Origin of the sequence: Mesorhizobium sp. M2A.F.Ca.ET.043.05.1.1, from assembly GCF_003952445.1 — a bacterium.
In the GTDB taxonomy this organism is placed as follows: Bacteria; Pseudomonadota; Alphaproteobacteria; order Rhizobiales; family Rhizobiaceae; genus Mesorhizobium.
Genome location: NZ_CP034446.1, coordinates 5,435,718 through 5,461,531, shown reverse-complemented (window position 1 = coordinate 5,461,531; position 25,814 = coordinate 5,435,718). Strand labels below are relative to the sequence as shown.

The window sequence follows — 25,814 nt, the reverse complement described above, 5'->3', positions numbered from 1 at the left end:
CGTTCCTTCGCGGGAATCGGCGACATGAACAATCACCAGATCCCATGGCGACGGATGGATAGCGGCGCGTGCTCTGGCAGAGTGACGCTGCTAACAAACACCCCGCGGAGGAACACCATGCATGTAGTGGCCGACCGATCCGAAACTCTGACTGCTATCCGGACTGGTCTGGGCGCAATCTTCGTATCGCTGGAGCTCAGCCGTTCAACCTGGCTGATCTCGTCGTTGTCGCCAGGTGGCGGCGAGAAGTTGTCGAAACACAGTGTCCCCAGTGGTGATTTATCCGCCTTGTTCCGTCGCTTCGATAGCGTGCGAGAGAAGGCAAGAGCACGCATGGGGCCAGACTTCCCCGTCGTCGCTATCCAGGAAGCCGGGCTCGATGGCTCCTGGATCCATCGGGTTCTGAGCAAGGCGGGGATCGAGAGCTACGTCGTTGATCCCGCTTCTATCGCAGTGTCTCGTCGCAGTCGCCGAGCCAAAACCGATAAGATCGATGGTGAAACGCTCGTCTCTCCTTGCCTTCAAGCGAGGCGAACCGCGCATATGTGCAATGGTCAAAGAGCCAACACCGGAGCAGGAGGATCGCCGGCGTATCTGTCGTGAACGCAAGGTACTGACGACCGAACGGGTATATAAAACGCCGCTCACTCAGAATGGTCTCGTCGCCCGAGCCCAGCGGCCGTAGGCGGGATGTTGGTGCAGCCGTGAAGAGCAGCGACCGAATGTGAGGTTGATCTGCTCGGTTACGAGCAGAGTCCTGCAAGTCGGGTTCAACCTGGATCCCATAATCGATATGACAAGCTAATCCCACTTTGACCGGCGCTCAGCACACCTAATTTCGAGCCGCGCCGACCTACACACCCGCTATCGACATGATCCGAGTGGCGGCCTGAACTAGGCCGGCAAACTCATGTTCGTTGGCACTGTTTTTCGCTTGCATCCCGGTTAGGCGGGGACAGACGCCCTACTGCGACGCCTGCCCGGCTTGTCCGTGTCTCGCTCGCCTGACGTTTCGGGTTCGGTCTCAATGATCTCGCCCGCCACCACGGCGCGGGTCCGCTCCAGCATCGCGGGGATGTCCCGCGCGGGCAGCGGGCGGCTGAGCAGGAAGCCCTGCGCCTCGGTGCAGCCTTCTCTTCGGACCCGTTCCAGCTGCTCCACGGTCTCGACGCCCTCGGCGGTGGTCTGCATCCCGAGGCTGTTGCCGAGGCTCGTGACCGCTCGAATGATGGCGACGGAACTGTCGATATCTCCGGCGTCCGTGATGAAGGATTGATCGATCTTGATCTTGTCGAATGGGAACGAGCGCAGATAGCTCAAGCTCGAATATCCGGTTCCGAAGTCGTCCATCGCGATATGAACGCCGAGCATGTGGATATGTTGCAGCATCGAGAGAGTCGCCTGGCTGTTGGCCAGCAGCACTGTCTCGGTGATCTCAAGCTCAAGCCGGCTGGGGGCAGTCCCGAGATATCCAATGCCTCGACGATGGTGGAGAGCAAGCGCGCGTTGCGAAATTGCGCCGGGCACAGATTGACGGCGACCTTGATGCTACCGGGCCAGCTTGCCGCGTCGAGACAGGCTTGCTTGATAACCCATTCACCGATCGGGACGATGAGGCCGATGTCCTCGGCCAGCGGGATGAATTCTCCCGGGGATACGATGCCGCGCGTCGGGTGATGCCAGCGCAGCAGCGCCTCGAAGCAGCTGACCTCGCCGCGGTCGAGATTGAGGAGCGGTTGGTAGTAGATTTCGAACTGCTGCCGCACCACCGCTTCGCGCAGGTCGAGTTCGAGAAACCGCCGCGCCTGCATGCGCGCATCCATTTCCGGTTCGAAGAACCTGTAGGTTCCGCGGCCTTCCGCCTTCGCCCGGTAGAGCGCCATGTCGCCGGTCTTGAGAAGTTGGTCGGCGTCAATGCCATCGTCCGGCGCGATCGAGATGCCGATGCTGGCGCTGATCATAACCCCGTGGCCATCGACGACATAAGGTGCGCTCAGCCCATCAATGACCCGTTGGGCAAGAGCTGTCGCCTCGACCGGCTGATCAACCGCGGTTTGAATGATCACGAACTCATCGCCGCCGAGCCTTGCCACGGTGTCGCCTTCACGGGCCACCTGTTTCAGTCTGGCGGCGACCTCCTTCAGCAAGGCGTCGCCAACCGGGTGCCCCAGCGTGTCGTTGACCATCTTGAAATGATCGAGATCGAGGCAGTGGAAAGCAATCTTGCTACCATCACGCCGCATCTCGACCAAAGCCTCCTCGGCGCGTTCGCGGAACAATATGCGATTTGGAAGCTCGGTAAGTCCGTCGTGGCGCGCCATGTATGAAATCTTGGCTTCGCTCCGCCGCAAGTCGGTCACGTCATGGTGAGTGGCAAGCCACCCGCCGCCCGGCAGTGGCTGATGGATGAGGTCGATGGTGCGTCCGTCCCTGAGTTCCACCAGGCTCACCGTCCGCTCTGCGCGATCGATGGTCTCCGTCAGCTGCTGCACATACTTTTCCGGGTCATGGCCGGCATAGAGGCCCGCCGCGATCCGGAACCGCATCAAATCGATCCACGGCGTGCCGGGACGAGTCAGGGGCTCCGGCACATGGTAGAGATCGGCGTAGCTTTGGTTGCACAGAACCAGCCGCCTCTCCGCATCGAACATGCAAAGCCCTACGGGCATATTGGCGGCGGCCGCGGCCAATTGCTGCCGCTCCAGCTCGGCTTCTCGGGCCAAGGCATCGCTGCGCTCCAGGCTGGCCCGGTAGCCGGCAAAGGCCGAGAACAGCACTCCAACCTCGTCCTGCCGATCCCTTTTCAGCGCAATGAGACTCGAACGGCGCTCGCCCTGCGCCAAGCAACGCATCGCCTCGGTCACGGCGAGGATCGGCTTGCTGACATTGTGGCGTATCCAGGCGACAAGCCCACCAAGACACCCGGCGGCAAAAAGAACTGCCAGCCAAGTCAATCTTTGCGCAACGGTGTAGGTCCTGTCCGCCATCACCGCCGCGGCCGTGCTGCGCTCGTTGGTGAGGGCCAGCAGGTCGTCCAATCGCTGCGTGGCGGCGGCAACGGTCGGGAGCGATACCGTCTCGAACTCCTTGACAGCCATTGTTCGCCCTCCTGTTTCGAGGAGCGGGAAAATCGATGTCAGGGAATCTTCGTAGGCCGTCCATAGGTTGACGAACTGGTCGAACAGCTGCTGCTCGGCCAGCGATCCGGCACTCCGGCGATAGGCGCGCCGACCTTGCAGTATTTCGTCGCTTTCCCTCGCCATCTCCTTCTCAATGCCGGCTATCTGCGCAGCCTCGGCAGTGCGCACGCGCAACGTCGCATAGAGCTGGTGTTCCGCGAGGTTGCGCTTCATCTCGCCGACGATCTGGACCTGGGGCAACCAAACGCTGGTGATCTCGCTCGTGACCTTGTTGAGTGATCGCAGTTGCGCGACCCCAAATACTCCCACGGCCACGACGCACAGCAGCGCCAGCCCAAAGCCCAACGAGAGCTTGGTCCCGACGCTAATGTCCTTTAGCCCTCTCATCTAGAAAACTGCAAACGCAAGACCAGTCCTCGTCAAATAGCATCGAGCTTTAGCGAATAGTAAAAGTATTCCTAGTGTCGCGTCTAAGGTATTAATGCTGGCTTAAGACTGCGTAATCCCCTAGAGGATCGACCAAACCACGTTGTAAAAGGCCGGCGGATGAAGCTCACCGATTTCCATATGATCCGATGACGGGCCTACAATGAGATCGAGGTGCTCGCACCTAGTCTTGGAAGCCGCTTGCAGCTTCTTTCACCGCACCGTGGGATCGGCCTTCGATCCCCTTCGAATGTAGCGAGGCCAGCCCATATTATGCACGACGATGGGGCTTTGAGGCTGGCAGTCGAATCTATGATCGGCAGTGTTCATCAGCCGAGGAAGGAGCGCCGCGGCGCGCGCCGAGGCGGTGCGCGAACTCGAGCGTGATCGCCGAGATCGAGGCGAAGGAGCCGCTCGAAGCGCTCGACACCTTCATGGCGCAGAACGCATCGATGATCCAGGCCCAGCATGCAGCCTCCAGCTTCGATGTCCATCGGGTCCTTCAGGCCATGGACCACGAGCCGAGACCGCCGCAAGGCGATGCCGGACTGATGCGGCTGCCGGTGGTCGACATGCAAGGCCGGCCGCTGGCCAGCGAAGCCGAGTTGCGCTATTCCATTTTCCACCGCTTGACCTCGGGCGCGGTGAAGGTGGTGGCGGTGCAGCTAAAGGGAACTCCGACTGGAGCCATGCTGACACGCACGTTCACCGTGGAGGGCGTGCCCTACCGCATGGACCTGTTCGGCGGCAGCAAACTGAAGCCGCCGCAAAAGAGCCTGAACCAGCTTGCCTCTCACCTGCCTTTCACGGCCGCAGAGGCCCCAAGCGGCAAGCTTTTGGCGATCCCCTATGCCGAGACGGCTCCGGGTACGGCCTTTGAGCAGCTGTCGCGGGCCTGGGCGCCGTTCAAGGAAGCCTATTACTATACCCAGCGCCGCGGATTTGCCGCGCCGCCGGGCATCCCCGACATTGGCCCCATGATTATGCGCTGGAAGGGTGCTTCAAGCTGTCCCTTCTGCCCGACCATCCCGCAGGCGCAGTGCATCCCTTCCGGTTCGAGGGGCGAGACGGCGAGATCGCCTTGCGGCCGCATGACGGCTGCGGCTTCATTAGGGCCTCACTGGCCGAGCGCATGCCGTCCATTGCCCGGGCTCGCCACGACGCTCCCGAGCGGATGCCTGCCTATGCCGATAAAAGGCAATCGGCGGTACCGCCCTCGGCGCTGCAACATTATCCGCGTAGCGTCGAGGTAGCACAGGAGACCCGCGAGAAGGCTCAGGCTTGGCTCGAAACCCATCAAAGCCTCACCGCCGAGGAGCTGTTCCGGACGGTCACGGGCGGGCATATCGAGGGTTCGAGCGCTATCGCCGTGCCGTCCAGCGACGAATGCCTGCATGTGCCGACGGGCAAGAGCAAGACCTTGACCCGTGACGCTGGCGTGCTTGTCGGACGCTCCCCCTATGACAAGCCCAACCTGCGCCCGTTCGCCGCCGACCGGGTCAGGTCGGCGCGCGATGGCGACCGGACCGCGGCGTTCCTGGATCGGTGCGTGGCCTTCCAATATAGCTTCAACTTCGCGCACAGGTCGGGGGCTGGGCTTGCCGCCGACGATCCGACCTTCTTTGCCAAAGGCATCTTGATCGTTGTGCCCGACGAAATGTGGCCGGCGGACTTCGCCGAGCGCGGGGTCGTGATGTCTGCCGAGGACGTAAAGTGCCATTCGTACTGGCTGGAGGAAAAGGACCGGGTCAAGGCCGACACCGCGCTCGAGTGCGTCGGCATCCTGCAGGCGACGGAGGTGTTCGCGCCCGGCTCTTTGGTTGCGGTTCCAAGCGTCGAACAAAAAATGCTCGACGGCGATTTTGATGGCGACACCGTCGTCATCATTGGCGACCAGCCTCGCCTTTACGAGCATGTGCGCCAGTTCGACGCGCAGCTGCAGGCGCGCGGCATCGCCTCGATGAAGCCGCCGAAGTCGCACACGCCGGCCATTGAGAAAAGCGGCTACCAGTTCACCCGGTCCAAGCAGATCCTGTCGGCCACCGGGCTGGTGCTGGAGACCTACAGCTGCCTGCAGCGCAACGTGCTGGCGCAGCCGCTGGAGGCGCAACGCTGGTTTGCCGAGCGTGCCATCTTCGGCACCTACGAGGGCATTCATAATGAGCTCAAGGCCGACATCCGCGCACTGTTGCAGGAAGATCGGCCGGATGGCCAGGCCCTCCATGAGCTCATCGCCAGGGCGAGGGAAGACAGCAAGGCCGCCAGGCATCCGGTGGCCTGCGAACTGGCCGCGTTGTTAGTGGCCGAGCTCCAGGACTGGAACCTGCAGCTCAATAGCGAGCCGGCTCATGAGCAGTCGGAAGTCAAGCTGCATGAAAGCGCCATCAATCTGTTGAGCGTCGGCATCAAGGTCGGCACTGACGCCTACAAGTCCGATACCGGTGCGCGGGTGTTCATGCAAAAAACCACCGAATTGCAGCGGCTCTTGGAGCAGAGGCCGGGCTTCAAGTCGGCGCCATATGTCAAGGCGCAGGCGGCAAAGCTCCACCAGGGCCGGTTCGACGTCGATGGCAGCCTGGCGGATCTGAAGGACAACCCCACGCTGGCGGCATCGGTCATGGAGGCCTCGATCAGACTCGCCGTCGAAAAGCGCATTCTGCTCAGCGCCTTAGCAATCTCGGCCGAAGACGACCGCGCCAGCACGATAACGCTGAGCAGCGAACAGGCCCTTGAGCGGGCCAGGCTCGAAGCCGCCCCCGCCGAAGCGCAAGAAAGCGCGATTACCAAAAATTGTGCATGCGGTTGCCGAGCTTTTGCGGCAGGACGGCATCGAGGTGAAGGTGCCGCATCTTGACCAACGGTCGGGCGGGCAGGTCTGGATAGCCGACGAGTTGACCGGCCAGAGCGTGAGCACGGCGCCGGAGGCCCAACTGGTCACCAATGCCGTGCGCCATGTCTTCGAGATCCCGGACGAGGCTTTTACGCGCGCCTTCAGGAAGGCGGCACTGGCCTTCGAGGAGCGGGACTGCAGCGAGGTCGAGACCACCAACTGGGTCATCAGGATGGACAGGCCGCGGTTACGCGGCGTTCACACGGCGTTCAGAACCGCGCAGAACTATCGCTTCGAGGTCGAGTTCCCTACGCCGGCCAGTTATCGGGCCGAGCTCGCGCACCGCGCGCAGAGCTCACAGCTAGTCCCCATTCCCCGTGGTGCCTGGGAGATATTACACTGGGACTCGTCAGGAGAAAGCAGGTCGAGGGCGGCAGGGACCTCCAGGTCGCCCATCGTCGCAAGACAACAGATTGCGGTCGCTCGCTCGCCGCAAGCCGGCGAGATCCTCGCGGCCCTCGGTACGCGGCCGGTCGTGCTCGTCGGCATGCCGGCGAGCGGCAAGTCGACCATCGGCGCCCAGCTTGCCAAGGAGTTGGGGGTGGAGTTTGTCGACATCGATAAGCATATCGTCGCCGATCACGGCAATCTGATGGAGATGTTCGCCGACCCTGGCCGTGGCGAGGCGCACTTCAGGGACCTGGAGACCAAAGAGCTCGCCAAGCAGCTGGAGAGAGGCCCCATCGTCATCGCAACCGGCGGCGGCTGCTTTGGCAAGGAGTCCAATCAAGCCCTGATTCTTAATAAGGCGAGGTCGATCTGGCTCGACACCCGAGCTGAAAGAGCTCCGCAGGCGCCTCGAGAGGGACACCAGCCGGCCGCTGCTGCAAGGCGCCGACATCGAGCAGAAGGTTGACCAGCTGTACGAAGAGCGCAGTCCGTTCTACCAAAAGGCCGATATCAGGTTGCCCCTCGTCCCGCCCTTTCAAAAAGACAAGAAGGACGCCCGCATTTGCGTGAAGGAACTCTACGCTTTCCTGTGCAGCGACAGAGAAGCCGCTCTGCCCGCTGCCGAGATATCACATGTCTCCGGTGCTTCCGGCACCGCCATCAGCATGTCCCAACAGCTCAGCGCATGCACGATGATCATCACAACGGCTACGATTGCGGGGGCGGCGTCGTGGAAACCATCCAGGCGCCGGCGGCACTATTGAGTGAAAGGGAACGGCCGCCGCTCCTCGACACCCTCACCGCCGACCCGCAGCCTTTGCTGGCCGGCAATAACGCACGAGCGAATTTAGCGTCTTCCACGAGAAGCAGGGAACGCTCAAGTCGAGGACGATAGCTTAGGCGTCGCAGGTTTGGTGCAGGGTGCGGGTTCGCACCGAATGCTAATAAAAGTGGGAAACGCATGCATAAGTCGTGAGAAGCCTGATGGCCGAGTTGATCCGGCCTGGATGACACAAACGTACAAAGACGAACCGCCGGTGCCGGGTCGCGCGCCAAATCCTGGTGATCGACCGGAAAGGATCAGCTCCGAGTCTAAACGGCATCGTCAACTTAATGAAGCGCGGATACTATGACAGAGTGACCCAATCCACCGCCGCGCCATTGCGTCGGTTTCGACAGATAAGATGGATTGGGCAGGCGAGCTCAAAAGAGCGATTGTAAATCGCAGTTGTAGCAGTGTAACAAACTGCGTAACAAAAAGCGCGAAAAGATTAGCATTTTCAGCAGGATAGGCGTGAAACCGAATCCCTCCCTCTCCGCCATCCTGCTTCGCGTTGCGCGGTTCGCAGGACAAGTCCGATCCTTCGCGCGAAGCAGGGCGCCCTCCGAAGCCTCGGCGAAGGAGAGCCCAAAGCAGCTTACGGGCCAACCGGGCCTATCGAACGCTCCGCTCGCGCACGGCCACGCCGTCGATCACCCGGTCGCTCGGGTGCAGCACGACCCGATCGCCTTCCGACAGGCCGGATTCGACCTCGGCCATCCTGCTGTCCCGGTGGCCGATCTTGATTACGGCAGTGCGCGCCCGTCCGGCCTCGTCGAGATACACGGCCCAGTCTTCGCCCTGCCGGAACAGTGCCGCCACCGGGACGCTAAGGACATTGTCGTCCCGCCAACTCGTCACGTGCACGATCACGCGATAGTCGTGCCCAAGCTGCGACCACATCTCGGCAGGGTCGACGATATCGATCTCCGTGTGGACGCGCTGCTCCTCGATCCCAAGCGCCGAGACCTTGAGAAACCCGGCCGGGTCGATCCGCGTCACCTTGCCCTGAAGCGCGGGCCCGCCCCAACCGTCGATGCGAACGGCGGCGCCGGGCCTGATCTGGACCGCGTCGGTCGAGAGCAGGTCCGCCGCCACCTCCAGGTCGCGCGGGTCGCCGATCTCGACAAGCGGCGCGCCCGGCTGGACCATGCCCTCGCTCTCCTGAACGATCTTCAGGATGCGGCCGCTCACCGGCGCACGAAGCTGGATGCAGCAGGCCGGATCCGATTGTGTGACATCTCCGGCAGGCTGGCCGAGCCGCGCCTGGATCATCGCCTGTTCGTTGCGCCGGACTTCGACCTGCGCCTTCGCGCTCGCCAAGGCTGCCTCGTTGGTGTCGACTTCGAACTTCGCCTTGTCGAGGGCGTTCTGCGAAATCGCTCCGGATTTGGCCAGCCTTTCCGCGCGATCGAGCTCGGTGCGCGAATATGCAAGCGCCGCCTCGAGACGTTTCACCTCCGCTTCCGCGAACGTCACGGCCGCTTCTGCCGCGCCAAGCGCCGCCAACAGTTCTTCGTGCGTGCGAACATCGTGGAGACCGGGGATGGTCGGCTGCATGACCGCCACCACCGTCTCGTCCTTGGCTACCTCGTCTCCGACATGATGCGGCGGCGAAATTCTGAGCACCTTGCCGGCGATTGGCGCGGATACCGTGTAGATGTGCCGCACCTCGGTCTTGGCCTCGTCATCGACGGTCACCTCCATCGGACCCTTGGCTACCGTCGCCAGGTCGACCGGGATCGGCTGCGGCCATGCGAACCAGACCGCCGCCGCGGCGATCAGGCCGAAGGCCGCAATGCCGCCGATTCTCCTCATCCAGTTGGTCATCGATCTGGTGCGCATGGCCTTCAATCCCGCGTCTTGAGAACGGCAACGAGTTCGAGTCGATTAACCCGCCTGCGGACGATCAGCGCGGAGAGCACAGCCGCCGTAATGACGATCGCGCTGGCGAAGACATAAGTGGCAGGCTCGACAACCAGGCGTACCCGCATCAGTTCGCCGGCCAGGTTCGTCTTCATGATCCAGGCAAGACCATAGCCGAGGGCCCAGCCCGGCGGCTGCGCGATCAGGGTCAACAGCGCGAGTTCAAAGAGAAGGATGCCGAGCACTTCGCCGCGGGTGAAGCCAAGCACCCGCAGGCTTGCCAGTTCCCTGGCCCGCTCGGACAGCGAGACACGGGCGTTGTTGTAAACCACGCCGAACGCGATGACGGCCGCGAGACCCGTGTAGATGCTGGACATCGTAGTGACCAGAAGCGCCACGGCGTCGCGGAAAGTGGCGAGGGACGCCGTCTGCAGAGCCAGGCTGCTCACCACCGGCATGGCCTTGACCGCCGCGTAGAACTCGTCCTGTCTGTTCTTGTCCAGGCTGACGCTCACCCCGTTCGCCATCGGCGCTTCACGCAACAGCCTGGCGAGCGCTTCCTCATCCATCATCCCGCGCATGCCGAGATAGTCCTCGACCAGCGCCGCCACCGGAAGCGAGACCGTCCGGCGCTCGCTGTCGAGCAGATCGACCTCGACGGTGTCGCCGACCCGCACCTTGAGTATCGTGGCTAGCATGTCCGAGATCGCGAGGCCCGATTCCGGCAGGACCACCGGCCGCAGGTCCGCATCGATGATACGGTTGAGCTCCGCCCCGCGCGGCCTGGCGCGGATCATGATGCGACGCTCGACATGGCCATTCCGGATGCGGACCTGGACTTCTCGATAGGGTTCCGCATTCAGCACTCCGGGAAGCCTCGCAATCTGGAAGGCCACTTCCCTCGGGCGCTTCTCGAAAAAGCTGACGGTCGCGTCCTGTCGATCCGCAAGGAAGTAGGTTACGTCGACGAGCTGCTCCATCGTGCCCTTCGTGAAGAGCGACACGATCAGGATCGCCGTCGCCAGCGACATGCCGAATGCGGTGAGAAAGGATCGAACTGGATGATGCGCGACGTTGCGCAGCATCATTCTCATCGGCTGCGAGACAAGGCCGGCCGCGCTCAGGCTCAACCGCAGCGTTCGGCGGAAAACCGGCGGAGCCGGCGGCTGCATGGCAACCGCGGGCGCCAGATTGACGACTTCGCGCAAGCCTCGCAGCGCGCCGATTGCCGCGGCAAACGCGCTCAGTCCCGCCGCCGCGACGTAGAGATCGGGGCTCTTGGTGAACAGGAGAAACGGGAAGCGGAAAAAGTCGGCGAATACTCCGGTCACATAGCTGCCGAGCCAGGTGCCGATCAGACTGCCGATGACGATGCCGACCGCCGTGATGACGCCTACAAATTTCAGGTAGTGCAGGACGATGCCGGCATTGCGGTAGCCGAGCGCTTTCAGGAGTCCGATCTGTTCGCGCTCAAGCGAAACGAGGCGGCTGAGGGTGAGGTTCACAAGAAACGCCGACACCAGCAGGAAGATCGGCGGCAGCGTGCGGCTCATATTGTTGAGCATGTCGAGCTCGTGGTCGAGCCAGGCATGCGACGTCTGGTCCTTGCGCCCGTAGGCGGCGTGCCCGCCATAGCGATCGAGCAGACTGTCGAGACGCATCATCACCTCGCGCTCCGACGTTCCCGGCAGCAGCTTCAGCGACACCGACGAAAAAGCGTCTTCGAGATCATAGGCGCTGGCCAGAGCCCGTTCGGACATCCAGATGACGCCGAAGCGGTGGCCGTCGGGCATGATGTCGCCGGGGCCGACGGCATAGATGTATTCGGGAGAAAGCGCGATGCCGACGATCGTCAGATCGCGCCTGCGACCGTTGAGGGTCGCCGCGAAGCTCGAGCCCAGGGTGAACCGGTGCGCTTCGGCGAAGGTCTCGTTGACGACGACCTCGTCGTCCCGGCTCGGATCCGGCGTGCGGCCCGCACGCATATGGAGGCGATTGAGCTTCGGCTCGCCGACCTCGGGCAGCGAGATGACCACGCCGGTGGCCGGAGCGGTCAGACCCGGTGTTTCGAGCAGCGCGAACTCTGCGATGCGTGCATCCACGCTAGCCACACCTGGGATTTCGGCGATCCGGCCGAGGAGAGATTTCGGCGCCCGTCGCACCGTGGCGAAGACATCGGCGAAGCGGTAGCGCTCGTAGTAAGCCGTCCTCGTCCCATCGAGGGAACGGTAGGAGCCGACGGCAAGCAGAAGCGTTGCCACGCCGCCGCCTACCACCAGCGCGATGGCCAATGCCTGCGCCCAAAGGCGGACAAGATCGCGCAACAGCTTTATGTCCAGGGCGCGCATGTCTTCACCACTGCAGCTCGGCGACGGCGCGCCGGGCTTCGTTCGTGACGGCTCTCGATATCTGCCCGTCGCTGAAGAACAGGACCCGGTGCGCGACCTCCTGGATGATGGCGTTGTGGGTGATGATGACGGTGGTCGTGCCGAGTTCGGCATTGACCTTCATCAGCGCATCGATCACCCGAACGCCTGTCCTGGAGTCGAGCGCGCCTGTCGGCTCGTCGCACAGCAGCACTTCCGGACGCTTGGCGATCGCGCGGGCGATGGCGACGCGCTGCTGCTCGCCGCCGGACAGCTGCGCCGGGAAATGGTGCATGCGCGGCTCCAGCCCAACGAGGGCGAGAGCTTCCTCGGGACGCATCGGATCGTCGGCAATCTCCGTGACCAGCGCGACGTTTTCGTAGGCTGTCAGGCTCGGGATCAGATTGTAGAACTGAAACACGAAACCGACGTGGCGGCGGCGATAGGATGTCAATCCGCGATCGTCGAGGCCGGTCAGCCGCAAGTCCTTGAAGGAAAGCTCGCCGCTGGTCGCGTGATCGAGCCCGCCCATGATGTTGAGCAATGTCGATTTCCCGCTGCCCGACGGACCGAGCAGGACGACCACTTCCCCTGCCGAAATCTGCAGGTTCACGCCGCGCAGGGCATGCACTTGCGTCTCGCCCGAGACGTAGGTCTTGGTGAGGTCCTTCGCGGTGAAGATAGGGGCGGACATGGATCACTCCGCCCTGCCTGCCCGCATGGCAGCTTGCCTGAGCTCGACCAGGAACATGCCCATGCTCGCGGCCCACAGGATCGCGACAGCCAGCAAGGCCCACCGGAAATCGGATCCTATGACGAAGTTGACAACGACCATCCATCCGATGGAGGCGACGCCGGCAGCGAGCACGCCCAGAAGAGCCCACCGCTCGTGCCGCCGGAACGACGTCACGGCGACCGTGACGGTGAGGATGCCCGAGGCGACGGCATACCCGCCAAGCACCTGAAACACGCGCTCGAGCCACGATGCCATGCGTGGCAGCTCGGCCTGAAGCTGTTCCAGCGAGAGGCCGACGAACCGCCCGTCCTCCGGCAATAGCGGCGGCCGAAGGAACATGAAGAAGGCGCCGATGCAGAAGAGCGCCACACCGAAGACGGCGAGCAGGATCGCCGAGAACGGCCAGGATCGGCGGTGCCACGTCATGGCGCAAAGCCTCGTCCAGGGCCGCCGACCGACCCGCCGGACAACCGGTTCCAGCTCGGAATGAATCCCGGAACCTGTGTCATGTATTTGCGGTAGACGTCGCCGAATTCGGCAATCGCTTCGCGCTCCTCGGCCCGCGCCAGCCTCACATACATCACGACCAGCACCGGGAACATCGCCAGCGTCAGCAGCGTCGGCCACTGAACGAGGAAACCCAGCATCACCAGGATGAAGCCGACATATTGCGGGTGGCGCACGTGGCTGTACGGGCCGCTGGTGGCGAGAGAACGGTGCTGCTGAGCGTCGTAGAGAACGCTCCATGCGGCCGCGATCAGCCAGAACCCACCGCCGATCAGGACGAAGCTCAGCAGATGGAAGGGGCCGAAATGCGGATTGATCCGCCAGCCGAACATCATTTCCAAGAGATGCCCGGCATCATGCGAGAACCAGTCGATCCTTGGATAGCGGGACTGCAGCCAGCCGGACAGCAGGTAGATGGTGAGCGGAAAACCGTACATCTCCGCGAACAGCGCGACCAGGAAGGCGCTGAACGCGCCGAACGACCGCCAGTCACGGGTCGTCGCCGGCTTGAAGAAGCTGTAGGCGAACAGGATGAAGACGGCGGAATTGACGATGACCAGGCTCCAGAGGCCATAGGCTTGTGTGTCGGTGCTCATGACGGATTCCTTTCGTTGGGCTGGTTGCGGTGGCCACCACCATGCCCATGTCCTCCATGCTCACGTCCTCTGTGGCCGTGTCCTCCATGCATGAAGAAGTGCATGAAGACGCAGCCGAGCGGCAGCAGATAGAACAGCGCGCCAAGCACATGGGCGCGGTGCTCGGTGAGGAGCAGGAACCCGCCGACCGCGAGGAAGCCAAGCAGGACGAGGCCTGCCCGCGACGTCAGAAAGGAGCCTTGCGGCTGGTCGTGGTCCGAATGGTCATGCATTGACATGCTGGTCTCCTATTCGACGATGAGGCGGCTGCGGAACATGCCCATGGGGCATGCGTTTCCGAACTCTCCTGGTTCCTCTTTGACCGCCCGAATGGCCTCATCGATTGCCGGCGGATAGTGGGTGCGGGTCATTCCGCCGATACGGAGCGCGACTGACCCCTGCCCGCTGGCCAGGCCACCAGACGGGTAATCAGGGATTGCTGCTTCTGTCCGCATGTTCATGAGTTTTCTCCTCGAAATACATTCGCGACCGAAGCCAGCGTAGGCCCGGCACAAGAGATCGGCCCTGGCCGGCAAGCGCGAGATTTACCCGCCGAGCAGGGCGTCAGAGAACGGAACGAGGGGGCCGAAAGGCTTCGTCAGGCCTGGTCAGCGCGAAACCCGATTGGTCGGGGAAAGGTGGGGCGCCAGGCTCAGCTGCAGAGGCGATATCAGGGGAGGCTGCCAGAGCAACTGCCGAACAACCGAAACAATGTCCACCCATGCACAGGCCGCAATGGCCGTCATGGCAACCCGACTCGTCCAGGGTTGATGCCGACAGAACGGCCGCCGAGGCCAGCCGATCGGCCTTGCCATCGGCAACCGACTGGACGACCTTGGCTGACGAGAAGTCTGGTGATGCGCCGAACTCGTGCGCTTGCGCCGGGCCCGAAGGCGTCAGCAACAGGAAAAGAGCAAGCCCGAACCCAAGCATGATCGCACCGAAGGTGCCGCTTGCAGTCTGATGGCGTCGCTGCCAGATGTGACAAGATTGTCCAAGCACAGCAAGGCTTCCGAGCTATTCACCATGGGCATGATCGCCTCTTCGACTCGAATGCGCTTTGATGTGCGTCAATTCGATCGGTCCGCCCGTGGGGGGCCCGAGCAATCAGTTCAGCCAGGATCCGCATCGTTCAACCACCCGCCGTTGAACCCGGCGCGGCGCAATCCGGTGAGGATGTAGGGGCAACCGCGCATCAAGCGCCAAACCGTGTCGCTCAGGTAGTTCTCGATCATCAGCACGATGGGGCCCTGGTTGATGCCGAAGTGCCAGGGCGATACCCACCACCCGTACGGATTGCCAGGCTCGCCCGGGTGGGTGGGATTGAAGGCCGCCTTGAAGCCGTATCTGTTGAGCTCCTTAAGCTTCGCCTGATGGATGCAGAAGTCGAGCGCCTCCAGCACGATCTCCGGAGCGAACGGCAATGAGGCGGCGACCGCCCAGGGAGCGAGCGTGCCGTCATCCGGTCCATAGGGAACGCCGCGGCCGACATAGTCGTAGAACTCCCGCTGGACACCATTGAGCTTGAGAGTGGCCGGACCTGGCCCCTCGCTTGCCGTGATCCCCCAGCAGCACTCGCGGTAACCTTCGAACTTCCGCGGATTCATGATGGCATAGCATTGCTGGAGATAGGTCGCCCGCCGGCTGTTCTCGAAATAGTCGATGCCCTTCCCGCGCATGAACGCGTCCTGTATCCCGCGAAAGTCGATCCAGACATGCGACAGCTGATGCGTGAACAACGGCCCGGCATAGAGGTATTCGTAGCCGTAGCAGCTTTCCCAGCGGTAGGTCGACGTCCAGGCGGCGTAGCTGCTCTCGGGAAGCGGAAAGGTCGGCGACCCAAGCGCCAGAATGTAAAGCAGGAGGGCCTCGTCATAGCCCTCCCAACGGTATTTGATGAACCCGTTTTCCGGGGTCCAGCCATGCGTCACCGTTGCGCCCTGGTTCCGTGCCCACTGCCAGTCGGCACGGCGATATAGCGCATCGGCAAGCGCGCGGATTTCCTGCTCGTCAGCGGTCTCTTCAGCGAAATACGCGGCCGCCGTGAGAGCGCCTGCCAACAGGAGGGCGCTGTCGATCGTGGACAGCTCGCACTGCCAGGCGCGCCGTCCTGTCTGCATGTCGAGGAAATGATAGTAGAACCCACGATAGCCGGTAGCGTCGGGCTCCGGCCCCTGGGGACTCGTGTGGAAGAAGCGGAGCGTAGCCAGAGTCCGCGCGACGGCTTCTTGCCGGGTCATGTATCCGCGCTCGACGGCCACCGGGTAGCAGGTGAGAGCGAGACCCGTCGCCGCTATGCTGGCCGGCCAATCGGTGGCGGTCTTGTCGCGGATGAGGCCGTTGGCGGAATTCACCTCGCCCAGGAAGTAGTCGAAGGTTTCGCGCTGCAAAAGCAGCAGCTCTTCCGTGTGGACGCTCGCCTTCCTCTTCATGGTCTCACCTGGAGATCTCGCGTCGATCGCGGGGGCCGTCGCGGGTCTGGCGCAACGGCCCCTTCATGTCTCACATCATGCCCATCGGGGCCGGCGCGAGCAGCTTGTCGGCCACCGCCTTTTGGGCATCGTCGAGCGACGCGTAGAAGGGCGCCAAAGCGACCTTGAGCCGCCTCAGTCCCTCGAGCCGCGTCGACAGCATTCGCTCCTGGACCTCGATCCGCTCCACTGGCGTCTCGGGGGCGGTATCTCCGCCCATCATGCCGGCAGGCATTTTCGCCATCATGTCCTTGGCCGAGTGAGCGTTTGCCCGCAGCGCCTCGGCGACGGCATCCCAAAGCGGCCGCTGCGCCTTGGTGAGTTTCAGTTCGGTCGAGAGGAAGGCGATCCGCCCCTCGATATGCTCGGGCGACATCATCTGACCCATGTCGCCGCCCGCCATCATCGCCATCATCATCTTCATCATGCCGTTCGGCATCATGGTGTTGGACATCGAGTTGCCCATCATCATGGGCATCCCCGAGCCAGTGCCTCCGTCCTCCGCATTCTCCATCGCGGCAGGGGGCGGCGAAGCGTCTCCGCTGCCGGCCGGATGATGGGCATCGTTCGCGAGAACGGGCGCCGAGAATGCGAGCACTGCTCCGATCGCCAGGGTCCTGAAGAGGGTATTCATATCGTTCTGTCTCATGGTCCTGTCCTTGAAACCGGTTAGGCGGCGTAGTCGACGACGGTCATCATGCCGGTCGCCATGTGATAGAGGTGATGGCAGTGGAACGCCCATGTGCCTGGGTTGGTGGCATCGAACGCCACCGTCACCTCGCGCATCGGCGGCAGCCAGACGGTATCGCGCACAGCTCCCGCGAAGCGGCGGCCGTCGATGGCGACAACCTGGAAATGATGGCCGTGCAGGTGCATGGGATGGCCCATCATGCTGGCGTTGCGCAGGACGAGTTCGATGCGCTCACCCTTTCGCACTGCGATCGGCTGATGGTCGCCCCATGTCCTGCCGTTGAGCGTCCAGGAGTAGCCCTGCATCGTGCCGCCAATCTCGACGGCCTGGTTCCGGTCCACAGACGCCACGGCCAGGGGCTTGGCGGCGACGAGGCTGGACTCGAATGCAAGGTCGAACGCGGCTGTCGCCTGGTTGCCAGCCGGCGCGATGCGCTTGACCGCGCCGCCCCTGGTCGCCAGCACGAAACCAGCGCGCTCGACACTGCCCTCACGCAACGCCAGGATCGGCCAGGCTCCCGCCTCGTCCGGAATACGCAGCCGGATGTCGAGGCGCTGGCCCATGGCGAGCGGAAAGCGGCGACCGCGCACTGGCGTGACGGCATTCCCGTCGACAGCGATAGCCTCGCCCTCGATTGACCCGGTGTCGATCCAGAATGCCGTTGCGGTCGCGCCGTTGATGAGGCGCAGCCGGACCGTGCCGTTGCGTTCCACAGCAAACAGCTGTGGATCGTCCAGCGTCCGGTCGTTCGCCAGATAGGCGTCGTATTGGATGTCGTTGACGTCCATCGGCATGGCCATGCCTTGCCCGTCTGACATGCCTTGCCCGCCCGACATCCCTTGCATGTCCATGCCTGACATGCCCGACATCGAGTGCCCGGCCATGCCGCCGGTTCCCGATGCAGGCGCCGATCCGGTCAGCCCGGCCAGCAATTCCTCCGGCGTCTTGAAGCTGAAGTCGTGGAACAGCACCACCAGCGGCTGCTCGTCCGCACCTGCCTCCGCAGGATCCGTGACGACCAGCGGCGCGGCAAGCAGCTGCTGTTCCTGCAGCGTGTGGGCATGCATCCAATGCGTGCCCGGCGTCGCGACGGGGAAGCTGTAGTCATAGGACTGGCCCGGCTGCAGCAACGGTTGCGGCAGGTCGGGCACGCCGTCCTGTCCGAACGGCGGCGTCAGGCCGTGCCAATGGATCAAGGTCGGCGCGTTCAGTCCATTTTCGAGCCGGACCTGGAAGTCATTGGCGGCCGAGGTGACAAGCCCATGGGTGCCGTCGGGCTGGACGAGACCGAAGACTTTGGCGGCACGGCCGGCCACCTCGATGACGCGGGTATCGGCCCGGATGACGGTCGGGGAGGCCGCCTGTACAGCGCGGGGATTGATCAGCGGCAGGACGACGCCCGCGGCGCCGGCAGCCACCGTGGATGCCAGGAACTGGCGACGGGATATGGATTGCATTGCAAAGCTCTCATGTTCGTGACTCGAGGGCCGGATTGACCGGCGGCGAAGCGCACGAACGGAAGGCGCGCGTGCGCTCAGGCGGTCACGACGAGGTTGGGGGGCGCAGCCCGACAGGCACGTCACTTGGAGAGGATACGAAAGGCGGCGCCGTCGCGACGGGATGGCTTCCCGAAATCGCGACGAAGAGATGGACGTCAACCGGGACGCAGAATGAGCAGCTTGAAGCCGAGATGCAGCATGTGCCCTGATGGCGCGCATGGCCGAAATCCTTGCACGGGACGGAACCATCATGTCGGATCGCCGCGGAGCCATGATTATGTTCTGCGGCCCACTGGGCGCCAAGCGGAGCCGCGGCCGAATTGGCATGGCTGGAAAGGACAGTGGTGAACGCCATCAGCAAGGCGAGGCAGACTGCGAGCCAACGCGAACCGCCAAATCCTGACGAGCGCTTCATGGAACGGCCAAGCCTTGGTCGGATGCCTTTCGGATCCACAATCAAACCTTTCCGAGCCTCGGCGAACGCCATCTTGAAACTAACCTATCCCGCTGACGTGGGCCGGAATTTGCCAAACTCGTCCAAGCGCAATGCGGCTTCCAAGTTCTTCACATTAATGATTACCTCTTCAATCAAAATGCGCTTTGACATACGTCAATCCGATCGAACCGGCTCTGGGGGACAATTCCGGGACAAGTAAGAGGATCTCTGGTGGAACCGTCCCGCGGAGGAGCATTTTCGACATACGCCCTGGGCCGAATCCAATCTGCTGTTTCACGATGGGTGATAGGATGACCGCGCGAACCATCATGGCAGCCCTGGCAATTGCGTTTTCCCTCTCGCCTTCGCATGCGGCACAGCATCGTCTGCCGAGCGGTTACAAATGGGGCCGCTGCCTGCTCGTCGTTCACGGCGAGACCCGCATCTCCGGAAAATGCTCCTATCAGATCGAACAGGGCGGCGATTTCAACATCCAGGGCCCCAAGCAGGTTTTCGCGGGCATCGACTATCCCGACACGCATAGCGGAGCTGGCGAGATGTCCAAGGATTACTGGGCGGTTGTTTACAAGGATGGAGATTCTTGGGCAGGCTATGCCAACGGGGATATTCGCGAGACGCACGGCGAGGTGGGCGATTGGGGAGAGCTTCGCCGCGAAGGCGCCTGCTATATCGGGAAGGACGTCAAGGTCTGCCTTTGGCGTTGACCAACTCAAGGCGATTGCGGGGTTGAATTCGGGCAGATCGAACTGAATAGGCTGGTCGCCGCCATCCTCCAGATCATGCAATGTGTTTGCCCGGCGCGGTGTCGCCGAGGCCCCGACGGCGCGGCTTCGACCGCGAGAGGGCACGCGCTTCCTGCCAGCGGATGTGCTATATTTCACAGACGCGAACATCTCTGAATGAAATTGCCAAGGCAAGCAGAGCCGCAACTTGAGTTGAGGATGCGCGCCATGAGGTTCTGGGTCGCCATCGTTGGTTTCTTCCTCCTGACCGCGGCAGATCTGCTGCCGCAGCACGGCGCCCTTGCCGCTCAGGGCAACCGGGTTGCGCTGGTCATCGGCAACAGCAAATATGTCTATGCGCCCGCTCTCCCCAATCCCGCGAGCGATGCCCGCCTGATGGCCGACGTGCTGCGCAAGGTCGGGTTCAACGTTATCGAAGGCGTCGATCTCGATTATGCCGGGATGCGGGATCGGCTCAACAGGTTCACCGAGGCATCCTACGACGCGGATACGGCGCTGATCTATTATGCCGGCCACGGCCTGCAGGTGAACGGCAAGAACTACCTCATCCCGGTCGATGCCGAGCTTACCGCGCCGGCGCATCTCAAGACCCGCACCGTCCAGATGGACGAGTTGCTAGCTGCTCTCCCGCCGGACCCGGCGGTCGGCATCGTCATTCTCGACGCCTGCCGCGACAATCCGCTGGCGAGGACCTTGGCGGCCTCCTTGCCGAAAAGCCGCTCGACCACGGCTCCGGGCCTGGCCCCCATTGATGTCAGCGGGTCGGACGTCGGCACCGGCGGCGTGCTGATCGCCTTTGCCACGGACCCCGGCGCGGTGTCCTATGACGGTGGCGGCGCCAACAGTCCCTATACGACATCTCTTGCCAGGCATATCGCCGAGCCCGGCGTGGAACTCCAGAGCGCGCTGACCCGGGTGCGGGGCGAGGTGACGGCCGAGACGAACGGCAAGCAGCGGCCCTGGCACAACGCATCGCTCGGCCGCGAGATCTTCATCGGTCCGCAGACCGCGCTGCCGCCGGCACCGGTCCAGCCGGCTGCGCAACCATCCGCGACTGCGGCGCCGGCGGAATCAGCCAGCAGCGACGGGCGCGGATGGGAAATCGAGCAGCGGGTCTGGGACGAGGCCTCGAAGCGCAACACGCTGGCGCATTATGAAGCCTATCTGCAACAATTCCCCAACGGGGCGTTCGCCGATCTGGCGCGTCTCAACATCGACCAGCTCAAGAAGCAGCCGGCTACCGTTGTGGCCAATGTCCAGAGCGAGACGTCGCGGTCGGCAACTGCCGTGGAACCTACGGCCGCGCCCAAACCAGAGACCGACGCCGGGACCGAACTGACGGAAAGCGCGATAGGACTTGATCGCCAGGGCAAGGTCGACTTGCAGGAACGGCTTCTGGCGATCGGCTACGACCTGGACGCCGACGGCGACCTCGGCGCCAAGACCCGCCGCGCCATCGGCCAGTGGCAGGAGGCGAATGGCTTGCCCACGACCACCTTCCTCACCCCGAAGCAATATGCCCGCCTGAAGCTCGACACGGACGACGCGCTGAGGACGTACCGCGCCAAGCAGGCATCCGAAGCGCCAGCAAAGAAACAGGAAAGCGTCGCGCCGCAAAGGCCGCAGAAACCGCAACCGGTCGTCCGCGCCAGGCCGGGGCGTCAGGACCAGCGCGAGGCTGCCAATCCAAGACCGGCGCCAAAGCCAAGGGCAACACCAGCGCGGAAGTCCGCATACCACATGTGCAGCGGGATTGACGGCACCTTCCAAATCCCGGCAGAACAAAGATGTCCCTTGAGCGGCTACGCCAACCACTGAAAGGCGCCGGGCTTCCGCCGATCCCGGTGGCGGCAGTCACCTGATACTTGCGCTTCCGACGCTCAGACTTCGCCGAACTCCACATCCGCCTCGCGTATGAAATCGCGCAGCCTTTCCATGTCCCAGGACAAACGGGCGATCGTCGCGGTAGTGCGCGATGCGTTGGCGCAAGGCTTGGTAGATCGCGTCCGTGCCACATGCCGCGGCCTGCCGGACAGGAAGTCATGCGCCTGCCCGGCGGCATGAGCTCGATCGTCAGGACGAATTCGGCGTTGTCTATGACGGCCCGAAGCTTGTTGGCCGCCACGGTCGGATGCGCGAGGGAATCCGTGGCGGCGGGACAAAAGTGAAAATACTAGCGCGCCTGCGTCGACCGGACCGGCACCCGGGTGCAGTTCCGGGAAAGCGCGAAACAGTTAGGCTGGCGGCCTCGCGAGCAGGTCCAGACGTTCGATGAAGCGCCCCTTGCCGGCGTGACGTTCCCGAATCGCTTGAAGCCGGCGGCGAAATTCCTCGGCACTGCCCTCTCTTTCGGCAAGCACCGACAGATCGGAAAGAAGCGCCGCCGCCTTGTCGTAGCCGGCCGGATTGCGTCGCATGATCTCGGTCTCGACCTCTGCCCAGACGTTCTCGCCCCGCTGACGAAGCGCCTCGATCCGAACATCGCGGGCCTTCTCAGCCGCTTCCGCCAGCAATCGCCGCTGCGCTTCCGCCGCCTCCGCCTCGGCGCGCTCGCGGGCAAGGCGAATTTCTTCGGCCCGTGCCCGCAGATCCGCTGCTGTACGCAAAGCGCCAGGCGAGATTGTCGTTTCGGGTTCCAAACGCGCCCGTATCGTGGCCCGCAACTCGGCGGATATGTTGGGCTCGCCGTTGAAAACCCGCATGAGCAGACTGGTCTTCTCAGCGTCGCTCATTGCCGCGACGACCAGCCGGGCCATTTCCGGCGCCGGGCCGGCGGGCGCCGTTGCCGCGCTTCGCTCGGCCGCCGCCTGGACCAGATCATGATTGATGCCGAAGAATTCGCCAAAGGCTTCGAGCGCCTCGGTCAGCGGCCCGATTCACGGCATCGCCTCCGGCGCATCGGATTCAACGGCGTCCGTTTCGACAGCCATCAACCAGGTGAGATAGAAAAGCCGAACATCGCCTGCGAGCAAGTCGGCTCGCAATGGCGCCAAGGCGGCGAGCCAACTCGAATCCTCATCGTCCAGATATTCGAGCTCCTCCTCGTCGCGTGAGATGCTTATGATGACGTTCTCGCCGGCGTCTTCGAGCATGACGTCGTCGGTCGCTGCGAGGAAGCTGCCTATGCGATCCCGATCGACCAGCCGAGCCGGCAGCTTGATCATCAGGCGGCGGGAGCCCCAGTTGGCGAAATAAAGATGAAGATCGAACCAGCGCGCCATAAGCTCGTCCGGATCGCCCCTGAAATCTCCCCATTCGTAGGAATTTGTGAAGCTGGTGGCCGTGATCCGCGCCCGCGAGGACAGGCTGCGAAGCACCTGTCGATCCGCGTTGCCAAGCGGACGATCGACCGCCTGGAATTCGTAATATTGGTATTCGCTCATTGCTAAACCGGGTGCAGGAGTTCATCGGCTTCGAGGATCTGGAGCGCCTCGGCGAGCGTCACATTCGCATGCAACGGCCACCATTTGCCCGTATGCCGCATCCAATAGATGTCGAATCTGTCTGGTCCGATGCAGTCCAGCCTGGCGAAAGGCGATTCGAACTCCTCGCCGCGATTTTGCTCCCAGCCCGACCGAAACCGCTGGATGAAGCGGTACCGCCCGCCGCCCATGCGCCCAGGATGTCGACTGCGTAATTCCATTTCGTCGGTCGTATCTCGGACAGGTACCTGGGCTTGAGGACGTCCTGAATGAACTTCTCGCAAGCCGTGACAATCACCTGTTTCTCTCGCTGGCTGACTGCCGCGGGCCTTGTCGCCCTGTGGACCCACCGCTTGCCTTGGACCATGGTGTTGATCCATCCTTTGTTTGCTGACCCTGTCTCTTACGACCGCCGACATCCTGTCGATTCACAACTGAGCGAGCAAACATGAAACCGGAGCAACGGGCAAGAAAGTGGATCGAGAAGAAAGCCAAGAAAGGTGTGCGAAGCTACCCTGTTGGCACCGTTGCCTTCTACGGTCCCGATGACAGCCGCGCCACCAAGGTGGCCGCCGCGATACTTCCGTACCAGGACTCTGAGGTGACCGAGCTCCGTCGCTGGTTCGGCGAAACGGGCGATCTGCGCAAGGATGACAAGATCTTCGCCGAAATCGCGGCGTTCTTGTGGGAGCAAGACGTCCATTCCGTGGTGATGGTCGACGGAATTCTAGGTTGTCCGCATGAGGAAGGAACCGACTATCCTGAAGGCGGCGTCTGTCCGAATTGCCCCTATTGGGCAGGGAGGGATCGCTGGGCGGGTAAGCTCAAAGCCTATTGATGTCCGGTCGAGATTGATCGGAGGCGGAGCGCCGCACGATCCCGCAATGAAGCTTCAGTCCGACCCGTCGGCCTGATGCGCCGCGATCGCATCCAGGAAAACCTCCCCGAACTCCTTCAGCTTGGCCGCACCCACGCCGTTCACCTCGGCGAACTCGTCGAGGTCTTGCGGACGGCGCTCGGCCATGTCGATCAGCGTGCGGTCGGAGAACACCACATAGGCCGGCACCTGGCGTTCCTTGGCGAGCCGCAGCCGCAGCGTCTTGAGCGCCGCCAGAAGCGATGCGTCGACGCCCTCGCCATCCGCGGCGGCGCCTTGCGCGGCGCGCTTGCGGCCGCGCGCGAGACGGTCCCGGCCCTCGACACGATACTCGAAGGCAACCTCGCCGCGCCCGAGCGCGCGGCCGCTTTCCGAGATGACGAGGCCGCCATGGCCGTCCGGATCCGGCACCAGGAAGCCGCCGGCGACCAGTTGCCGGATCAGCGACAGCCAGACCGGCTTCCTGTGCATGATGCCGGTTCTGAAGCTGGCGAGCTTCTGATGGCCTCTCGCCAGCACCTTCTCGGTCTCGTGGCCGAGCAGGATATCGATGACATGGGCGGCGCCGAAGCGCTCGCCGCTCTGCGCCACGGCCGCAAGGATGATGCGCGCCTCGGCGCTGCCGTCGGCGCGCGGCGCCTGGTTAAGACAGTTGTCGCAATTGCCGCAGGCCTTCGCCTCCTCGCCGAAATAGCCGAGCAGCACCTGGCGCCGGCACTGCGCCGTCTCGCAATAGCCGATCAGCGTGTCGAGCCGGCGATGCGCCCGTCTCTTGTGCTCGGGCGAGGTGTCCTCCTCGTCGATGAACATGCGGCGCGTGCGGATGTCGCCGGCGCCGTAGAGCATATGCGCTTCCGCCGGCCGGCCGTCGCGCCCGGCGCGGCCGATCTCCTGGTAATAAGCCTCCAGGCTGCCCGGCAGGTCGGTGTGGAAGACATAGGCGACGTCGGGCTTGTCGATGCCCATGCCGAAGGCGATGGTCGCCACCATGACGACGCCCGACAGGCTCATGAAGGCGTTCTGGTTCGCTTCCCGCGCCTCCTTGCTCATGCCGGCATGGTAGGCGAGCGCGCGCACGCCGTTCTTCTCCAGGAAGGCCGCCATTTCCTCGGTCTTGCGCCGCGACAGGCAGTAGATGATGCCGCTTTTGCCCTGGTGCCGCTCGACGAAGCGCAGCAGCTGCCGCTTGCTGTCCTGCTTGGTCTCGATCGCCAGCTTGATGTTGGGCCGGTCGAAACCCAGCACCAGCGTTTCGGCGCGCCCGGCAAACAGCCGCGCCTCGATATCGCCGCGCGTCGCCTCGTCCGCCGTCGCCGTCAGCGCGATGATCGGCACCTGCGGAAACACGCCGCGCAGTTGCGCCAGGTCCTCATATTCGCGGCGGAAGGCCGGTCCCCATTGCGAGATGCAATGCGCCTCGTCGATGGCGATCAGGCTGACATCGAGCCGCGACAGCGCGTCCAGCATACGCTCCGTCATCAGCCGCTCCGGCGCCAGGTAGAGCAGCCGCGTCTGCCCGGACGCCACGCGGCGCCAGGCCGCGACATTGGCCTCGCGGTCGAGCGAGGAATTGATCGTGTCGGCGGCCACGCCGGCAAGGCGCAAGGCGGCGACCTGATCCTGCATCAGCGCCACCAGGGGCGACACCACAATGGTGAGCCCGCCCTTGACCATCGCCGGAACCTGATAGCAGAGCGACTTGCCGGCGCCCGTTGGCATGACCGCCAGCACATGGCGTCCGGAGAGCAGCGCCTCGATCACGGTCGCCTGCCCGGGACGAAAATCGTCGTAGCCGAACACATCCTTCAGGACGCGACGCTTGGGATCCTCGGCCCGGATGCTCGCTGCCTGTGCCGGCATCAGGCAGACACCGGACAG

Annotated in this window: 19 protein-coding genes and 4 pseudogenes; 8 read left to right on the top strand and 15 right to left on the bottom strand. The window is 63.4% G+C overall.

Annotated elements, in window-relative coordinates; genetic code table 11:
* Positions 1-117: 117 nt before the first annotated feature.
* Positions 118-631: pseudogene (locus EJ069_RS32875) on the top strand (transposase); the annotation flags it as partial.
* Between the two features lie 314 nt (positions 632-945).
* On the opposite strand, the pseudogene EJ069_RS26430 reads toward EJ069_RS32875, so the two are convergent.
* A pseudogene (locus EJ069_RS26430) lies at positions 946-3,527 on the bottom strand (EAL domain-containing protein).
* A gap of 422 nt (positions 3,528-3,949) precedes the next feature.
* Here EJ069_RS26430 and EJ069_RS33420 point away from each other — a divergent pair.
* Genes EJ069_RS33420 through EJ069_RS33405 form a run of 4 tightly spaced genes read left to right on the top strand, consistent with a single transcriptional unit; the run spans position 3,950 to position 7,610 of the window.
* Complete coding sequence (locus EJ069_RS33420) at positions 3,950-4,819, top strand: hypothetical protein (RefSeq protein ID WP_245456288.1); 870 nt, start codon at positions 3,950-3,952, stop codon at positions 4,817-4,819.
* Positions 4,741-6,420: a hypothetical protein gene (locus EJ069_RS33415; RefSeq protein ID WP_245456286.1), complete on the top strand. Its 1,680-nt coding sequence runs from the start codon at positions 4,741-4,743 to the stop codon at positions 6,418-6,420. The genes EJ069_RS33420 and EJ069_RS33415 overlap by 79 nt, the downstream gene beginning before the upstream one ends.
* Positions 6,401-7,312 carry a shikimate kinase gene (locus EJ069_RS33410; RefSeq protein ID WP_245454709.1) on the top strand — a complete coding sequence of 304 codons (912 nt, stop codon included), beginning with the start codon at positions 6,401-6,403 and terminating at the stop codon, positions 7,310-7,312. The genes EJ069_RS33415 and EJ069_RS33410 overlap by 20 nt, the downstream gene beginning before the upstream one ends.
* Positions 7,200-7,610, top strand: coding sequence for a shikimate kinase (locus tag EJ069_RS33405; protein ID WP_348639376.1), 411 nt, complete (start codon positions 7,200-7,202; stop codon positions 7,608-7,610). Before EJ069_RS33410 ends, EJ069_RS33405 begins: the two co-directional genes overlap by 113 nt.
* Before the next feature lie 671 nt (positions 7,611-8,281).
* Here EJ069_RS33405 and EJ069_RS26420 read toward each other — a convergent pair.
* The 10 genes from EJ069_RS26420 to EJ069_RS26375 all read right to left on the bottom strand — a co-directional run bounded on the left by EJ069_RS26420 (position 8,282) and on the right by EJ069_RS26375 (position 18,395).
* Complete coding sequence (locus tag EJ069_RS26420) at positions 8,282-9,511, bottom strand: HlyD family efflux transporter periplasmic adaptor subunit (protein ID WP_245456284.1); 1,230 nt, start codon at positions 9,509-9,511, stop codon at positions 8,282-8,284.
* A 5-nt stretch (positions 9,512-9,516) separates the two neighbouring features.
* A complete protein-coding gene (locus EJ069_RS26415) occupies positions 9,517-11,880 on the bottom strand; it encodes an ABC transporter permease (RefSeq protein ID WP_126063806.1) in 2,364 nt (787 codons plus the stop codon).
* Positions 11,881-11,884: 4 nt separating this feature from the next.
* On the bottom strand, positions 11,885-12,592 hold the full coding sequence (locus EJ069_RS26410; RefSeq protein ID WP_126063805.1) for an ABC transporter ATP-binding protein: 708 nt from the start codon (positions 12,590-12,592) through the stop codon (positions 11,885-11,887).
* Positions 12,593-12,595: 3 nt separating this feature from the next.
* Positions 12,596-13,060 carry a hypothetical protein gene (locus EJ069_RS26405; RefSeq protein WP_126063804.1) on the bottom strand — a complete coding sequence of 155 codons (465 nt, stop codon included), beginning with the start codon at positions 13,058-13,060 and terminating at the stop codon, positions 12,596-12,598.
* Positions 13,057-13,737 carry an isoprenylcysteine carboxylmethyltransferase family protein gene (locus tag EJ069_RS26400; protein ID WP_126063803.1) on the bottom strand — a complete coding sequence of 227 codons (681 nt, stop codon included), beginning with the start codon at positions 13,735-13,737 and terminating at the stop codon, positions 13,057-13,059. The genes EJ069_RS26405 and EJ069_RS26400 overlap by 4 nt, the downstream gene beginning before the upstream one ends.
* The gene (locus EJ069_RS26395; protein WP_126063802.1) at positions 13,734-14,015 is read right to left on the bottom strand and encodes a DUF2933 domain-containing protein; all 282 of its coding nucleotides are present in this window, start codon (positions 14,013-14,015) and stop codon (positions 13,734-13,736) included. Before EJ069_RS26395 ends, EJ069_RS26400 begins: the two co-directional genes overlap by 4 nt.
* Positions 14,016-14,024: 9 nt before the next feature.
* Positions 14,025-14,237, bottom strand: a complete 213-nt coding sequence (locus EJ069_RS26390; protein WP_126063801.1) for a hypothetical protein — start codon at positions 14,235-14,237, stop codon at positions 14,025-14,027.
* A gap of 651 nt (positions 14,238-14,888) precedes the next feature.
* Positions 14,889-16,208: a glucoamylase family protein gene (locus EJ069_RS26385; protein ID WP_126063800.1), complete on the bottom strand. Its 1,320-nt coding sequence runs from the start codon at positions 16,206-16,208 to the stop codon at positions 14,889-14,891.
* 70 nt (positions 16,209-16,278) lie between these two features.
* Positions 16,279-16,896, bottom strand: a complete 618-nt coding sequence (locus EJ069_RS26380; RefSeq protein ID WP_245456282.1) for a Spy/CpxP family protein refolding chaperone — start codon at positions 16,894-16,896, stop codon at positions 16,279-16,281.
* A gap of 20 nt (positions 16,897-16,916) precedes the next feature.
* Positions 16,917-18,395 carry a multicopper oxidase family protein gene (locus EJ069_RS26375; RefSeq protein WP_126063799.1) on the bottom strand — a complete coding sequence of 493 codons (1,479 nt, stop codon included), beginning with the start codon at positions 18,393-18,395 and terminating at the stop codon, positions 16,917-16,919.
* A gap of 789 nt (positions 18,396-19,184) precedes the next feature.
* On the opposite strand from EJ069_RS26375, the gene EJ069_RS26370 reads away from it, so the two are divergent.
* Complete coding sequence (locus EJ069_RS26370) at positions 19,185-19,598, top strand: hypothetical protein (RefSeq protein ID WP_126063798.1); 414 nt, start codon at positions 19,185-19,187, stop codon at positions 19,596-19,598.
* Positions 19,599-19,844: 246 nt separating this feature from the next.
* Entirely contained in the window at positions 19,845-21,455 is a 1,611-nt protein-coding gene (locus tag EJ069_RS26365; protein WP_126063797.1) for a caspase family protein, read from the top strand.
* Positions 21,456-21,517: 62 nt separating this feature from the next.
* Here the strand turns inward: EJ069_RS26365 and EJ069_RS33400 are convergent.
* The 3 genes and pseudogenes from EJ069_RS33400 to EJ069_RS33395 all read right to left on the bottom strand — a co-directional run.
* Positions 21,518-21,777 (bottom strand): annotated as a pseudogene (locus EJ069_RS33400) (histidine ammonia-lyase); the annotation flags it as partial.
* 94 nt (positions 21,778-21,871) lie between these two features.
* Positions 21,872-23,020: pseudogene (locus EJ069_RS26355) on the bottom strand (hypothetical protein).
* Between the two features lie 2 nt (positions 23,021-23,022).
* On the bottom strand, positions 23,023-23,250 hold the full coding sequence (locus tag EJ069_RS33395) for a hypothetical protein (RefSeq protein WP_245456280.1): 228 nt from the start codon (positions 23,248-23,250) through the stop codon (positions 23,023-23,025).
* A 257-nt stretch (positions 23,251-23,507) separates the two neighbouring features.
* Here EJ069_RS33395 and EJ069_RS26345 point away from each other — a divergent pair, with 257 nt between their 5' ends.
* Positions 23,508-23,897, top strand: coding sequence for a hypothetical protein (locus tag EJ069_RS26345; protein WP_126063796.1), 390 nt, complete (start codon positions 23,508-23,510; stop codon positions 23,895-23,897).
* 54 nt (positions 23,898-23,951) lie between these two features.
* Here the strand turns inward: EJ069_RS26345 and recQ are convergent, their stop codons facing one another.
* Complete coding sequence (recQ, locus tag EJ069_RS26340; protein WP_126063795.1) at positions 23,952-25,796, bottom strand: DNA helicase RecQ; 1,845 nt, start codon at positions 25,794-25,796, stop codon at positions 23,952-23,954.
* Positions 25,797-25,814: the final 18 nt, after the last annotated feature.

Bases quoted from the DNA above. Each gene is read 5' to 3' on its own strand.
- EJ069_RS33395 (WP_245456280.1), bottom strand. From the start codon at position 23,250: ATGGGCGGCGGGCGGTACCGCTTCATCCAGCGGTTTCGGTCGGGCTGG.
- EJ069_RS26405 (WP_126063804.1), bottom strand. From the start codon at position 13,060: ATGACGTGGCACCGCCGATCCTGGCCGTTCTCGGCGATCCTGCTCGCC.
- EJ069_RS26420 (WP_245456284.1), bottom strand. From the start codon at position 9,511: ATGCGCACCAGATCGATGACCAACTGGATGAGGAGAATCGGCGGCATT.
- EJ069_RS26395 (WP_126063802.1), bottom strand. From the start codon at position 14,015: ATGTCAATGCATGACCATTCGGACCACGACCAGCCGCAAGGCTCCTTT.
- EJ069_RS26400 (WP_126063803.1), bottom strand. From the start codon at position 13,737: ATGAGCACCGACACACAAGCCTATGGCCTCTGGAGCCTGGTCATCGTC.
- EJ069_RS26385 (WP_126063800.1), bottom strand. From the start codon at position 16,208: ATGAAGAGGAAGGCGAGCGTCCACACGGAAGAGCTGCTGCTTTTGCAG.
- EJ069_RS26415 (WP_126063806.1), bottom strand. From the start codon at position 11,880: ATGCGCGCCCTGGACATAAAGCTGTTGCGCGATCTTGTCCGCCTTTGG.
- EJ069_RS26390 (WP_126063801.1), bottom strand. From the start codon at position 14,237: ATGAACATGCGGACAGAAGCAGCAATCCCTGATTACCCGTCTGGTGGC.
- EJ069_RS26410 (WP_126063805.1), bottom strand. From the start codon at position 12,592: ATGTCCGCCCCTATCTTCACCGCGAAGGACCTCACCAAGACCTACGTC.
- EJ069_RS26365 (WP_126063797.1), top strand. From the start codon at position 19,845: ATGAGGTTCTGGGTCGCCATCGTTGGTTTCTTCCTCCTGACCGCGGCA.
- EJ069_RS26380 (WP_245456282.1), bottom strand. From the start codon at position 16,896: ATGAGACAGAACGATATGAATACCCTCTTCAGGACCCTGGCGATCGGA.
- EJ069_RS26375 (WP_126063799.1), bottom strand. From the start codon at position 18,395: ATGCAATCCATATCCCGTCGCCAGTTCCTGGCATCCACGGTGGCTGCC.
- EJ069_RS26370 (WP_126063798.1), top strand. From the start codon at position 19,185: ATGACCGCGCGAACCATCATGGCAGCCCTGGCAATTGCGTTTTCCCTC.
- recQ (WP_126063795.1), bottom strand. From the start codon at position 25,796: ATGCCGGCACAGGCAGCGAGCATCCGGGCCGAGGATCCCAAGCGTCGC.
- EJ069_RS33415 (WP_245456286.1), top strand. From the start codon at position 4,741: ATGCCTGCCTATGCCGATAAAAGGCAATCGGCGGTACCGCCCTCGGCG.
- EJ069_RS26345 (WP_126063796.1), top strand. From the start codon at position 23,508: ATGAAACCGGAGCAACGGGCAAGAAAGTGGATCGAGAAGAAAGCCAAG.